This is a genomic window from Actinoplanes teichomyceticus ATCC 31121, assembly GCF_003711105.1.
In the GTDB taxonomy this organism is placed as follows: domain Bacteria; phylum Actinomycetota; class Actinomycetes; order Mycobacteriales; family Micromonosporaceae; genus Actinoplanes; species Actinoplanes teichomyceticus.
In genome coordinates this window covers 1,649,989-1,662,765 of the sequence record NZ_CP023865.1, presented here as the reverse complement: position 1 = coordinate 1,662,765, position 12,777 = coordinate 1,649,989, and the positions used below count along the sequence as shown (strand labels likewise).

At 70.4% G+C, this 12,777-nt stretch carries 14 protein-coding genes; 6 read left to right on the top strand and 8 right to left on the bottom strand.

Translation table 11 applies throughout. The features are described 5' to 3' along the window. Positions 1-74 precede the first annotated feature (74 nt). Genes qcrB through ctaE form a run of 4 tightly spaced genes read right to left on the bottom strand, consistent with a single transcriptional unit; the run spans position 75 to position 4,262 of the window. Positions 75-1,679: a cytochrome bc1 complex cytochrome b subunit gene (qcrB, locus tag ACTEI_RS07615; RefSeq protein ID WP_122976998.1), complete on the bottom strand. Its 1,605-nt coding sequence runs from the start codon at positions 1,677-1,679 to the stop codon at positions 75-77. Next, complete coding sequence (gene qcrA / locus ACTEI_RS07610; protein ID WP_122976997.1) at positions 1,676-2,770, bottom strand: cytochrome bc1 complex Rieske iron-sulfur subunit; 1,095 nt, start codon at positions 2,768-2,770, stop codon at positions 1,676-1,678. The genes qcrB and qcrA overlap by 4 nt, the downstream gene beginning before the upstream one ends. Next, the gene (qcrC, locus tag ACTEI_RS07605; protein WP_122976996.1) at positions 2,767-3,615 is read right to left on the bottom strand and encodes a cytochrome bc1 complex diheme cytochrome c subunit; all 849 of its coding nucleotides are present in this window, start codon (positions 3,613-3,615) and stop codon (positions 2,767-2,769) included. Before qcrC ends, qcrA begins: the two co-directional genes overlap by 4 nt. Positions 3,616-3,665: 50 nt before the next feature. Then, positions 3,666-4,262, bottom strand: coding sequence for an aa3-type cytochrome oxidase subunit III (gene ctaE, locus ACTEI_RS07600; protein WP_122976995.1), 597 nt, complete (start codon positions 4,260-4,262; stop codon positions 3,666-3,668). Positions 4,263-4,371: 109 nt separating this feature from the next. Here ctaE and ACTEI_RS07595 point away from each other — a divergent pair, with 109 nt between their 5' ends. From ACTEI_RS07595 to ACTEI_RS07580, 4 genes are all read left to right on the top strand, one after another. Continuing rightward, positions 4,372-5,343, top strand: coding sequence for a cytochrome c oxidase assembly protein (locus ACTEI_RS07595; protein WP_122981974.1), 972 nt, complete (start codon positions 4,372-4,374; stop codon positions 5,341-5,343). Between the two features lie 49 nt (positions 5,344-5,392). Further along, complete coding sequence (locus ACTEI_RS07590; RefSeq protein WP_122976994.1) at positions 5,393-5,827, top strand: hypothetical protein; 435 nt, start codon at positions 5,393-5,395, stop codon at positions 5,825-5,827. A gap of 35 nt (positions 5,828-5,862) precedes the next feature. After that, complete coding sequence (gene trpD, locus ACTEI_RS07585) at positions 5,863-6,921, top strand: anthranilate phosphoribosyltransferase (protein WP_122976993.1); 1,059 nt, start codon at positions 5,863-5,865, stop codon at positions 6,919-6,921. 629 nt (positions 6,922-7,550) lie between these two features. Next, positions 7,551-7,763 carry a hypothetical protein gene (locus ACTEI_RS07580; RefSeq protein WP_122976992.1) on the top strand — a complete coding sequence of 71 codons (213 nt, stop codon included), beginning with the start codon at positions 7,551-7,553 and terminating at the stop codon, positions 7,761-7,763. Between the two features lie 551 nt (positions 7,764-8,314). Here the strand turns inward: ACTEI_RS07580 and ACTEI_RS07575 are convergent. Together ACTEI_RS07575 and ctaC are read right to left on the bottom strand one after the other, a co-directional pair. Further along, positions 8,315-8,740 carry a cytochrome c oxidase subunit 4 gene (locus ACTEI_RS07575; protein WP_122976991.1) on the bottom strand — a complete coding sequence of 142 codons (426 nt, stop codon included), beginning with the start codon at positions 8,738-8,740 and terminating at the stop codon, positions 8,315-8,317. A gap of 9 nt (positions 8,741-8,749) precedes the next feature. Further along, positions 8,750-9,643 (bottom strand): aa3-type cytochrome oxidase subunit II, encoded by an 894-nt coding sequence (gene ctaC, locus ACTEI_RS07570; protein ID WP_122976990.1) that lies wholly within the window; start codon positions 9,641-9,643, stop codon positions 8,750-8,752. Between the two features lie 203 nt (positions 9,644-9,846). Between ctaC and ACTEI_RS07565 the strand changes: the two genes are divergently transcribed. Beyond that, on the top strand, positions 9,847-10,992 hold the full coding sequence (locus ACTEI_RS07565; protein ID WP_122976989.1) for a cysteine desulfurase family protein: 1,146 nt from the start codon (positions 9,847-9,849) through the stop codon (positions 10,990-10,992). Beyond that, complete coding sequence (locus tag ACTEI_RS07560) at positions 10,989-11,198, top strand: sulfurtransferase TusA family protein (RefSeq protein ID WP_122981973.1); 210 nt, start codon at positions 10,989-10,991, stop codon at positions 11,196-11,198. The genes ACTEI_RS07565 and ACTEI_RS07560 overlap by 4 nt, the downstream gene beginning before the upstream one ends. 54 nt (positions 11,199-11,252) lie before the next feature. Here the strand turns inward: ACTEI_RS07560 and ACTEI_RS07555 are convergent, their stop codons facing one another. Both ACTEI_RS07555 and ACTEI_RS07550 read right to left on the bottom strand, forming a co-directional pair. After that, positions 11,253-11,753 (bottom strand): P-loop nucleotide/nucleoside kinase family protein, encoded by a 501-nt coding sequence (locus tag ACTEI_RS07555; RefSeq protein WP_122976988.1) that lies wholly within the window; start codon positions 11,751-11,753, stop codon positions 11,253-11,255. Between the two features lie 14 nt (positions 11,754-11,767). Next, positions 11,768-12,745 (bottom strand): carbohydrate kinase family protein, encoded by a 978-nt coding sequence (locus ACTEI_RS07550; RefSeq protein WP_122976987.1) that lies wholly within the window; start codon positions 12,743-12,745, stop codon positions 11,768-11,770. Positions 12,746-12,777: the final 32 nt, after the last annotated feature.

Here is a 12,777-nt window from a genome sequence, read left to right as displayed (position 1 = left end):
CGTCCCGGAGCCGGCCCCGTGATGACAATCGGCCCGCCGGCGCAAACGCCGACGGGCCGATCAGTCACACGAACTCACCGCTTGGAGGAGAGCTCCTCCTGCTTGGTTCCGGAGGAGATCGGAGCCGGGGAGACCGGAGCCTCGGCCGGCTTCTCCACCGGGAAGAAGAATCCCTTGACCGCCGGAGCCAGCGCCCCGAGCTTGTTCATCTTCTTCGGCACGACCCATCCGGCGTAGTCCAGCGACACCGGGTGCCCGTGCTCGTCCACCGGGCCGAGCGGCTGGTGGACCTCGATGAACGCGCCGTTCGGGAGACGCTTGATGATGCCCGTCTCCACACCGTGCGCCAGCACCTCACGGTCGTGCTGTTGCAGGCCGAGGCAGATGCGCACCGACAGGTAGTACGCGATCGGCGGCAGGATCAGCAGGCCGATACGGCCGGCCCAGGTCATCGCGTTCAGGCTGATGTGGAACTTGTCCGCGATGACGTCGTTGGCGCCGGAGATGGTGGCGACCATGAAGAACGTGAACGCCATCATGCCGATGCCGACGCGCTCCGGGTTGTCCCGCGGGCGCTCCAGCAGGTGGTGCGAGCGGGTGTCCTTCAGCTTCCGGGCTTCCAGCCACGGGTACGCCATCGGGAGCGTGAACAGCGCGCCCAGGCCCACCACGGCCGGCCAGAACAGCGGCGGAATGCTGTAGTCGAAGATGTAGATCTGCCAGTTCGGCATGAGCCGGACCAGACCGTCCATGAACATGACGTACCAGTCGGGCTGGCTGGCCGAGGAGACCTCGGCGGCGCGGTACGGCCCGAACAGCCAGATCGGGTTGATCTGGAACAGACCGGCCATCAGGGCGATGACGCCGAAGACGGCCATGAAGAAGCCGCCCTGCTTCATCGCGTACCGCGGGAACATCCGCTCGCCGACGACGTTCTCGTTGGTCCGCAGCGGGCCCGGCCACTGGGTGTGCTTCTGCTTGAACACGATGCCCAGGTGGACGCTGATCAGCGCGAGCAGGATGCCCGGGATGAGCAGCACGTGCGCGATGTAGAACCGACCGATGATCAGCTCGCCCGGGTACTCCCCGCCGAAGATGGCGGCGGACAGCCAGGTACCGATGACCGGGAGGGACAGCATGATCGCGGAGGCGATGCGGAGACCCGTGCCGGAGAGGCCGTCGTCCGGCAGAGAGTAGCCGGTGAAGCCGGCGAAGAACCCGAGCAGGAACAGCAGGACGCCGATCACCCAGTTGATCTCACGCGGCTTGCGGAACGCGCCGGTGAAGAACACCCGGGCCATGTGCACCACGATCGACGCCATGAACAGCAGCGCCGCCCAGTGGTGCATCTGGCGCATGAAGAGACCGCCGCGCACCTCGAACGAGAGATACAGGGAGGATTCGTACGCCGCGGACATCTCGGTGCCACGCAACGCCGGGTAGGCGCCGTGGTACGCGACCTCCTTCATCGACGGGTCGAAGAAGAGGGTCAGGAACACGCCGCTGAGCAGCAGCACGATGAACGAGAAGAGGGCGATCTCACCGAGCAGGAACGACCAGTGGTCGGGGAAGACCTTGTTCAGGAGGGCCCGGAGCGGGGTGGCCGCCTGGAAGCGGTCATCGACGCCCTTGGCGAAATTGGCTGATGCCTCGGCTGGATCAAGCTTTCGGCGTTTCACGGCCGCTCCCAGAAGTCGGGTCCGACAGTGTCCTTGAAGTCAGACGTTGCCACAAAGAAACCTTCGTCGTCCACCGACAGCGGCAGCATCGGCAGACGCCGGGTGGCGGGACCGAAGACCGGCTGTGCGTTGTCGGTGATCAGGAACTGCGACTGGTGGCACGGGCAGAGCAGGCGGTTGGTCTGCTGCTCGTACAGGCTGGCCGGGCAGCCGGCGTGGGTGCAGATCTTCGAGTACGCGACGTAGTTGCCCCACATCGACCCCTTGTTCCGGCGGTCGCCGTCGGCGGCCGCGCGGGTCGTGGCGGCGTCGTCGGAGCGCAGGTGGATCAGCAGGGTCGGCGAGTCGGCGTACTTGTTCGTGGCGCCGCCCGGGATGCCCGGGTAGACGGTCATCTGGCCACCGGCGCTGACGTCCGAGGGGCGGATCGGCGTGCCGTCGTCGCGGACCAGCCGGACCATCTTGCCGCCGTTGCCCTCCGGGTCGAAGCCGGTGTGGTACATCATCGGCCGGTCGCCCTTGTGCGGGTCGTTGATCAGACCGCCGACCAGCGGAGCCGCCGCGGCCAGGCCGAGCGGGGCCAGACCGAGGCCGATCGCGCCCTTGAGCAGCGGACGCCGCTGCACACCGAGCTCGTCCGCGACGTACATCATGGTCTGCCCGGTGATCAGCCGGTCCTCGTCGCTGGACGGGTCGCCGTGCCGCTGCTGGATCGACAGCTCGTGCGGCAGCAGCTTCTTGGCCCAGGCCAGGATGGCGATGCCGAGCAGGAACAGCGCGAGGCCGAGGCTGACACCCAGGATCGGGGTGTAGTAGTCGCCCAGCGTGTGGCCGAGCTCGAACTCCCACGGCCAGACGATGTAGAAGACCAGGAAGGCCAGCGCGAACAGGCCGGAGATCATGAACAGCGTGGCGATGTTGCGGACGACCCGCCGCTCCGCCTTCGAGTTCGGCCCCTGGAACTGCGACTCGTACGTGACGATCTCGATGTCGTCGCGCCGCAGCCCCTCCTTCACGATGTCGAAGCGGGTCAGCTTCGGATCGTGGACGTCGACCGGAGCGCCGGTCTCGCCGTGGTGCACCGTCGTCATGACTTCCCCGCAATCCAGAGCGACGTGAAGACCAGGATCGTGATGCCGAACAGGAAGATCGCCACACCCTCGGTCGCCGGGCCGTACCGGCCCAGGTTGAACACGCCGCCCGGGTCCTTGTCCTCCTGGACCTGCTGCGTGATGTAGGTGATGATCTCGCGCTTCTCGTCCGGCGTGATCTGGTTGTCACCGAAGACCGGCATGTTCTGCGGGCCGGTCAGCATGGCCGCGTAGATCTGCTCCTCGGTGGCGTCGTGCAGGCTCGGGGCGAACTTGCCCGACGACAGCGCGCCACCGGCGCCACCGAAGCTGTGGCAGGAGGTGCAGTTGACCCGGAAGAGCTCGCCACCGCGGGCCAGGGCCTCGGGGTTGGTCTTCAGATCGGCCTGCAGGCTGCCGGACGGGAGCTCCGGCCCGCCGCCGAGCTCCTGCACGTACTGCGCGAGCTGCTTGGTCTCGTCCGGGGTGAACTGCGGCTTCTTCTGCTCGGCCTGGGCCTCCTGGCGGGTCATCGGCATACGGCCGGTGCCCACCTGGAACTCGACGGAGGCCGAGCCGACGCCGATCAGGCTGGGGCCACGGCCCTCGACGCCCTGCCCGTCCCGCCCGTGGCAGGAGATGCAGCTGTTGTCGAAGAGCTCCTTGCCCTGCTGCGCGGCTGTGGAGAGCTGGGTGGTGTCCTCGGCGAAGGCGCCGGGGGTGAAGGCGGTGTAGACGCCTCCGGCCAGCGCGAGCGCCGCGAGCATGCGCACCGCCGCGCCGAGCCGCCGACGCGCCCGGCTGGGCACGCCGGCGCGCCGGGAGAACACCCGGGAACGCCTGCGGGCGGGGGTGTCAGAAGTCATGGGCTATGTCCCTCTGGGTGTCGTTAGAGATCCTCGCCTGCGGCGCTGGGTCACTGAAGCCAATAGATCATGGCGAACAGCGCGATCCACACGATGTCGACGAAGTGCCAGTAGTACGACACGACGATGGCCGACGTGGCCTGTGCCGGGGTGAACCGGCCCATGGTCGTGCGGATCATGTAGACGATGAAGGCGACGAGGCCGCCGGTCACGTGCAGGCCGTGGAAGCCGGTGGTCAGGTAGAACATCGATCCGTACCCGTCACCGTTGAGCTTGACGCCCTCGTGGATGAGGTTGCGGTACTCGTTCGCCTGGCCGAGCACGAAGATCAGACCCATCACGAAGGTGACCGTGAACCAGCGCCGCAGCGCGAACACGTCACCCTTCTCCGCCGCGAAGACGCCCAGCTGGCAGGTCACGGACGAGAGGACCAGGATCACCGTGAACGTCGTCGCGTACGGGATGTCCAGCACCTCGGTGTGCTTCTCCCACAGCTCGGGCGCCGCCGCGCGGATGGAGAAGTACATGGCGAACAACGCCGCGAAGAACATGAGCTCGCTGGAGAGCCACACGATGGTCCCGACGCTCACCATGTTGGGTCTGGTCAGCGAGTGGATCCGGCTCTTGTCGATGGCTGCCGCTGTCACGGGCCCATTATTCCCCCGCCATAGGTCCAAGGTCAGGCGGGGTCCCTAATCCGGCACTGTGGGCAGCCCGGAATATTCGGTGACCAGGCGGTAGGTCTAGCTTCGAGTGGTGCAGTCAGTCGAAATCGCCTTGCTGGCCGACGCCGCCGGGGATACTGACCTTCCACCGTTCACCGCGTCGGCCATCTTCACCCGGTTCAACCTGGTCAGCCTGATCGCGCTGGGACTGCTGGTCTCGGCCGCCCTGTACCTGTACGGGGTGCACCGCCTGCGGCAGCGCGGCGACCACTGGCCGGGCGGGCGCACCGCGGCCTTCCTCGCCGGTGGACTCGGGTCGGTCGCGGCGGTCACGGTGACCGGCATCGAGGCGTACGACACCACGCTCATCTCGGTGCACATGGTGCAGCACATGGTGCTCTCCATGATCGGGCCGATCTTCCTGGCCCTGGGCGCGCCGACCACCCTGGCGCTGCGGGTGCTGCGCCAGCGGCCGCGCAAGCTGCTGCTCGCGTTCGTCCACAGCCGGTACGTCCGGGTCCTGACGTTTCCGCTGGTCGCGTTCGGACTGTTCATCGCGAACCCGTTCGTCCTCTATTTCACCGGCCTGTACCGGCAGACCCTGGAGCACGCCTGGCTGCACGAATTCATCCACGTGCACTTCCTGATCACCGGCTGCCTGTTCTTCTGGCCGCTGCTGGGCCTGGACCCGTTGCCGAACCGCTGGCCGTACCCGGGCCGCGCGTTGCTGATGGTGCTGTCGGTGCCGTTCCACACGGTGCTCGGGCTGACCATCATGCAGAGCAAGGAGCTGCTCGGCGGCGACTGGTACCCGAACCTGCACCTGAGCTGGATGGATCCGCACTCCGACCAGGTCACCGCGGGCGGCATCCTGTGGGCCGGCGGCGAGATCGTCAGCGTCACGATGCTCGGCATCCTGGTGGTGCAGTGGGTACGCCAGTCGGAGCGCGAGGCCCGCCGGATCGACCGTGCCCTGGACCGGGTGGAGAGCGAGGACGCCGCCGCGGCGGCCAAGATCACAGCTCGCGAGCAGCCGCCGCGCCCGGAGCCCGACGCCGGATAACAGATTCGGTACGATCGGCGGGACCTCCGAGGTGAAGTGGGGCACAAACATGAGCGACACCACCACGACCAAGTACACCGTTCTGCTATACAGCGACGACGCTGCGGTGCGCGACCGGATCCGGCTCGCCATCGGCCCGCGTCCGGCGGCCGACCTCGCCGTCGAGTTCACCGACGCCTCCACCTGGGAGGAGTGCCGCCGGCTGCTCGACGAGTACGAGATCGACCTGATGGTGCTCGACGGCGAGGCGACCCCGGCCGGCGGGCTCGGCATCGCCCGGCAGACCAAGGACGAGTACCCGGATCCCCCGCCCACCTGTGTGGTGATCGCCCGTGCCGCGGACCGGTGGCTGGCGGCCTACTCGCAGGTCGACGCCACCCTGCTGGCCCCGCTCGACCCGGTCGTCACCGGCCAGACGGTGGCCGGCCTGCTCCGCGCCCGCCGGGCCGGCGCGGTGCCGCTGGGCGCCCTGCCCCGCACCTGACCGACCGAGTTGCCACCCCCGACGAAAGGCCCCGCATGGGCGCACGCACCTGGCCGAACCTGACGAGCTCCCTGCTGCGTGGCGAGGAACTCGCCGCCGCGGACACGGCCTGGGCGATGGGCGAGATCATGGCGGGCAACGCCACGCCGGCCCAGATCGCCGGTTTCGCCGTGGCGCTGCGGGCCAAGGGTGAGACGCCGGCCGAGCTGGCCGGCCTGGTGAAGGCGATGCTGGCCAACGCCACGCTGGTGGAGCTGCCCGCGGAGGTCCGCGCCCGCGCGGTCGACGTGGTCGGCACCGGTGGCGACCGGGCCAACACGGTGAACATCTCCACCATGGCGGCGATCGTCATCGCCTCCGCCGGGGTGACCGTGGTCAAGCACGGCAGCCGCTCGGCGTCCTCCACCACCGGCACCGCCGACCTGCTGGAACACCTGGGCATCCCGCTCGATCTGGGCCCGGCCGGGGTGAGCCGGACGGTCGCCGAGGCCGGTATCGGCTTCTGCTTCGCGGCGCGCTACCACCCCGGGATGCGGCACGCCTCGGTCACCCGGCGCGAGCTGGGCGTGCCCACCTTCTTCAACATGCTGGGCCCGCTGACCAACCCGGCGCGGCCGGCGTCGGCGGCGGTCGGCTGCTTCGAACCGCGGATGGCCCCGGTGATGGCCGGGGTGTTCGCCATGCGCGGCGATTCCGCCCTGGTCATGCGCGGCGAGGACGGCCTGGACGAGTTCACCACCGCCGCGCCCACCCGCCTCTGGCTGGCCCGCGACGGCAAGGTGGAGGAGATGCTGGTCGACGCCACCGAGCTGGGCCTGCCGCGCAGCGAACCGGCCGCGCTGCGGGGCGGCGACGCGGCCTTCAACGCCGACGTGGCGCGCCGCGTGTTCGCCGGGGAGACCGGCCCGGTGCGGGACGCGGTGCTGGTCAACGCGGCCGCCGCGTTCACCGCGCAGAGCGGCTTCCCGGGCGATTTCCGGGACACCATGCGGGCGGGCATCGCCCGCGCCGCCGAGGCGATCGACTCCGGCGCCACGACCGCGCTGCTGGAGCGGTGGGTCGCGGCGGCGCAGGCGGCCAAGGCCGCCGAGTAGCACCCCTTCCCGGTACGACCTCCGGGCGCCCGCCGAGCCCGATCGCCCCGTGCCTCTCCGGCGCCCGGCGGTCCGGCCCGGCGGACCCGGACGCGACCCGGATGACCGGCGCGCGGCCATCACTCGGCGGGCCTGCCGCGCCCGGGAGCACCGGCGCACAGCCGCCCTCCCACACGCCCCACCACACCGCACATGACCGGCACAGCCGCCCGGGCGAGCTCCGCCGGCCCGGCCGCATACCGCCAAGCCGGCCGGGCCGAACAACTCAGCCGGGCCGCCGGAGCTCGCCCGGGTCGGGCAACTGGGCCGGGCCGCACAACCCAGCCGGGCCGGACAACTCGGCGGGGCCGGGCCTTTCGGCCCGCGAAGTCCTTTCCGCGGTAGCCGGCGCGGCCGTGGTGACGATGGGCTCCGTCACTGGTGACGGGTCGGACTTGGGCCGCGACGGGCCGGAACCATAAATTTGACGCCCGGCGGGATGAGTTTGGCGCGGGGTTGAGGCCCTAGTTGCTGAAATATCCGGAAAAAGACCGCAACACGCCGCCGCCAATGCTCGGTATCACCCGATTGACATGACAGCGTCTGAATGACATTCGGGTAATCCCACCTTCCGCACGAAGGAGAAACCCGTGAACGAACGCGAATTGCGCTGCGTCATCTGTGACGGCGACATGCTCTTCGAGACGCCGCCGTGTGACGACGGGCACGACGACGACTGCCCGGAGCTGGTCTGCACCCGTTGCGGGGCCGCCGAGGTGGTGGCGCCGATCGTCGTGCACCTGTGGATGGCGCCGCAGGGGTCCCGCCGGATCGCCCCGCAGCAGCGCACCGCCGCCGCCTGACCGGGTACCGTGCCCGCGCGGGACGGAGGCTTCCGCTCCGATCGGTGCTCCCCCGGCACCGCCCGGCTGTGCCGGCAGCGCCCTCGACCCCGCCCGGCACGAGCAGTGCCGCACGGCCTCGGCGCGACACGAACAGCGCCGCACCGTCCCGTGCGACGGGAACAGCGCCGCACCGTCCCGTGCGACGCGAACAGCGCCGCACCACCCCGCCCGACACGAACAGCGCCGCACCATCCGCACGAGGCGAACAGCGGACCGCGGCCACCATTCCGCGCCGGCGATCCTCCCGGCCGCCGGGCCGCGCCCGGGTGGCCCGGGCCGGCGGCGGTCTCGCGCGCCGACCGCCCCGGGGCTCGGCTCTGCCTGCGGACGCCGGCCCCCGGCTCGTACCCGGGAGGGGTTGTCAGACATGCGGACAGCCCGCGCTCCCGGGACGAGTGCGCGGGCTCCGGGATCCGGCCGGGCCAATGTTGAGCGGGGCGGGTGCCCGTAGGGCAACGGAAAGCCCGCGCTCCCCGAACGGGGGCGCGGGCTTTCGAGGTGCGGCCGGATCAGTGCTCGGCGGGCTGGCGGGTGCTCGTGTAGTACTCGAAGAGCATCCCGCAGGAGCTGAAGATCACTGCGATCAGACCGGCGGCGAGCAGCCACCACATCCAGAACACCAGGCCGAGGCCGGCGACCGCGGCGGAGAGCGCGATGCCGAACGGCCAGTAGCTGCCCGGGCTGAAGAAGCCGAGCTCGCCGGCGCCCTCGGCGATCTCGCCGTCCTCCCGGTCCTCCGGGCGCAGGTCGATGCGGCGGGCGACGAACCAGAAGAAGCCGCCGCACATCGAGCAGAGCAGCGCGGAGAGGATCAGCGCGATGGTGCCGACCCACTCGACGTGGTCGCCGGTGCCGTGGGTGTAGAAGCCGTAGACGGCGGCCGCGCCGAACAGGAACAGGGCGACCCCGAGGAAGATCTTGTACTCGGTCCTCACGTCAAACCCCTACTTTCCCGCGGCTTCGGTCGCGCCGGACTGGTTCCAGCTGTGCGTCTGGCGCCGGGTGTTGAACGGCTGGGTGGTCGTCGCGTACGGCGCCTTGCCGATCGAGGTCAGCGCGTCCTGCGTCGACTGCCCGGCCGTCTTGGCGGCCAGGAACTTGTCGAACTCGGCGGACGTGACCGCCACCAGCTCGAAGTTCATGAACGCGTGGTACGTGCCGCAGAGCTCCGCGCACCGGCCGACGTAGCGGCCCTCCTTGTCCAGGGTGACCTCGAAGACGTTGCGCACGTTGCCCGGCATGACGTCCCGCTTGAACAGCAGCTCCGGCACCCAGAACGAGTGGATGACGTCCTTGCTGATCTCCTCGAACCGGATCTTCTCGTGGGTGGGGACCACCAGGATCGGGATGACGTCGGAGGAGCCGACCGTGGAGGCCACGGTCTTCGCCTCGGTGCCGATGCCGTCGCGGTAGTCGAACTCCCAGTTCCACTTGAACGCGGTGACCTGGACGACCTGGTCCGGGTTCTTCGAGAGCTTGTCCACGTCGGTCTGGACGATCGCGGTGTAGTAGAAGAGCACCGCGACGATCAGCACCGGCGTGACCGTGTAGAGGACCTCCATCGGCATGTTGAACCGGGTCTGCACGGGCAGCTCTTCGCCACGCTTGCGGTACCGGATCACGCACCAGAAGATCAGGCCCCAGACGCCGACGCCGACCACCAGGGCCGCGACCGTCGAGGCGATCCAGAGGTCGTACATCTTGTGCGCCTGCAGACTGATACCCGGGCCGGGCCATCCGAAGTGGCCGAACTTCTTCCCGACGTCCTCAGCCGAGCAGCCTGCGAGCAGCGCCAGCAGCATCGCGCCGCCGAGCCCCAGCCCGGCCGCCCGGCCCATCGCCCGCGGCCCTGTGGCCGAACTCCTTGCGCCCACCTGCTTCTGCCTCCTTAGCAGCGCCGCCTGCCGAAACCGGACACCTGGCGGCAAGGCTCACCGACGGTCGCACACTACTCGACCAGGGCCGGGCCGCCCGTCACCGGGGGGCGTTCGGCCGGGACCTTCCACGAATCTCCAGTCAACCGGACGATACCGTTCCCTGTGTGGATTACACAGGCGATCCGGCCGGGGCGCATGTTTACCTGGACGCCGCCAGCGCCGTCCCGCTGCACCCGGTAGCCCGGGAGGCGCTGCTCGCGGCTCTGGCCGACGGCTGGGCCGACCCGGCACGTCTCTACGCGCAGGGCCGGCGGGCGCAGCGGTTGCAGGAGGCGGCGACCGCGGTGGTCGCGGAGATCCTCGGGGTACGCCCGGACGAGCTCTCGTTCTGGCCCTCCGGAGCCGCGGCCGCGCAGGCCGCGGTGCTGGGCGGGCTGGCCGGGCGCAAACGGGCCGGGCGGGTGCTGGTGCACTCGGCGATCGAGCACTCCGCGGTGCTGCACGCCGCCGGGACCGCGGAGACCGCCGAGGTCGGGGTGGACCGCACCGGCCGGCTCGACCTGGACGCCTGGGCGGCCGCGGTGGCCGCGCCGGGGGTGGCCCTGGCCGCGCTGATCAGCGCCAGTCACGAGGTGGGCACGGTGCAGCCGGTGGCGGCCGCGGCGGAATACTGCGCGGAATCCGGGGTACCGCTGTTCGTGGACGCGGCACAGTCGGTCGGCCGCCTGGCGGTGCCGCCGGGCTGGTCGCTGCTGAGCGCCAGCGCGCACAAGTGGGGCGGGCCGCCGGGGGTTGGTGTGCTGGCCGTACGCAAAGGGGTGCGATGGATCTCACCCACGCCGCAGGATGATCTTTATCGCCCTCGCCCGCAGGGCGCGGCGGATCTGCCGGCGATCGTCGCCGCGGCGGCGAGCCTGCGGGCGGTCAGCGCCGAGGCGCAGGCCGAGGGGGTACGCCTGAGCGCGCTGGTGGACCGCATCCGGGACCGCGTCGCGGCGACCGTGCCGGACGTGGAGATCGTCGGGGATCCGGTCGAGAGACTCCCCCACCTGGTCACCTTCAGCTGCCTCTACGTGGACGGCGAGGCGCTGCTGCACGCGCTGGACCGGCACGGTTTCGCGGTGTCGTCCGGCTCCTCGTGCACCTCGTCCACGCTGCGCCCCAGCCACGTGCTGGAGGCGATGGGCGTGCTCAGCCACGGCAACGTGCGGGTCTCGCTGCATCGCGGGACCACCGAGCAGGACGTGGACCGGTTCCTCGCGGTGCTGCCCGGGCTGGTCGCCGGGATCCGGGCGGAGGCCGGGCTCTGATCACCCTGGATTGCCGAGGGCAGCGCTGCCCGCTGCCGGTGATCAAGCTGGCCAAGGCGATCCCGCAGGCGGCGATCGGCGAGGTCGTCCGGGTGCTCGCCGACGACCCGGCCGCGGCCAACGACATCCCCGCCTGGTGCCGGATGAAGGGTCAGGAGTTCGTCGCCGGCCACGGCCACACCTTCGACGTGCGCCGAACCACCTGACCGACCGCCACCGTCGGCAACGGCGCATCGCCCGCGCCGCGAAGCCGAGCCGGCTCAGCTCAGATACTCGACCACCCGGGGCACCGGATCCTTGGCCAGGAAGGTGTCCACGACCAGGCGCGGGCCCAGGTACGGCTCGTACTCCGCCTGGCGTTCCAGCACGCGCACCCAGTCCGGCACGCCCTCGTGGTCACGCGCCTGGTAGCGCGCCTCGACCCGGCGCCGGTGCTCGGCATCGTCGCCGCAGAGCACCTCGACCACGCGCAGCGGCACGTCCATCCGGTCGGCCAGGTCGACCCAGAGCTCGCGGGCCGCCTTGACCGGGTTCACCGCGTCGATGATCACGTGGTGGCCGATCCGGAGCTGCTCCTCGGCCAGCGCGGCGACCACGCCGTACGCGGCGAAGCCGGGCCGGGGCTCGTGCACGCCGTAGCGCTGGAGGGTGAAGTCGACGGTGTCGACGGCGAGCACCGCCGCCGGCAGCTGACCGGCGACGGCGGCGGCCAGCGTGCTCTTGCCGACCCCGGGCAGGCCGGCGAAGACGGCGAGGACCATGGTCTGTTTCTACCTCAGGCCGGCAGGTGCGGCGCGATCTCGGCGGCCGCGTCCTCGCCGTACGCGACGGCCAGGCGCTTGGTGAACTCCTCCGGCTTGATGTCGTACTCCTGGGGGCCGACGGTCTCCAGCACCAGCGCCGCGAGCAGCGAGCCGACCTGGGCGGCCCGCTCCAGGCCGAGGCCCCAGGAGACGGCCGAGAAGAAGCCGGCCCGGAAGCCGTCGCCGACGCCGGTCGGGTCCTCGCCGAGCACGTCCGGCACGACCGGCACGTGGATGCGCTCGATCTCCTTCCCGGTGATCTCCACGCCGTCCCTGCCGAGCGTGGTGACCCGGATCCGCACCTCGTCCAGCACCTGCTCGGAGGTCAGGCCGGCCTTGGTCTCCAGCAGGGAGCGCTCGTACTCGTTGGTGAGCAGGTAGTCCGCGCCGCTGATCAGGCTCAGCACGTCCGAGCCGCCCATCCGGGCCAGCTGCTGCGACGGGTCGGCGGCGAACCGGTAGCCACGGGTGCGGCACTCCTGCGAGTGCCGGATCATCGCGGCCGGGTCGTTGGCGCTGATCAGCACCAGGTCGAGACCGCCGCAGCGCTCGACCACCGGGGCCAGCTCGATGTTGCGGGCCTCGGACATCGCGCCGGCGTAGAACGAGGCGATCTGGTTCAGGTCGTCGTCGGTCGTGCAGACGAACCGGGCGGTGTGCGCCACGTCGCTGACGTGAACCGAGTCGCAGTCCACCCCGTGCCGCTCCAGCCAGGACCGGTAGTCGGCGAAGTCGGCGCCGACCGCGCCCACCAGGATCGGCCGCAGACCGAGTCGGCCCATTCCGAAGGCGATGTTCGGCGCGACACCGCCACGGCGCACGACCAGGTCGTCGACGAGGAAGGAGAGCGAGACCTTGTGCAGCTGGTCGGCGATGAGCTGGTCGGCGAACCGGCCCGGGAAGTGCATCAGGTGGTCGGTGGCGATCGAGCCGGTGACGGCGATCTTCATGGCGGCCCTCAGGGTTGGGTCGGGGTCGTTAC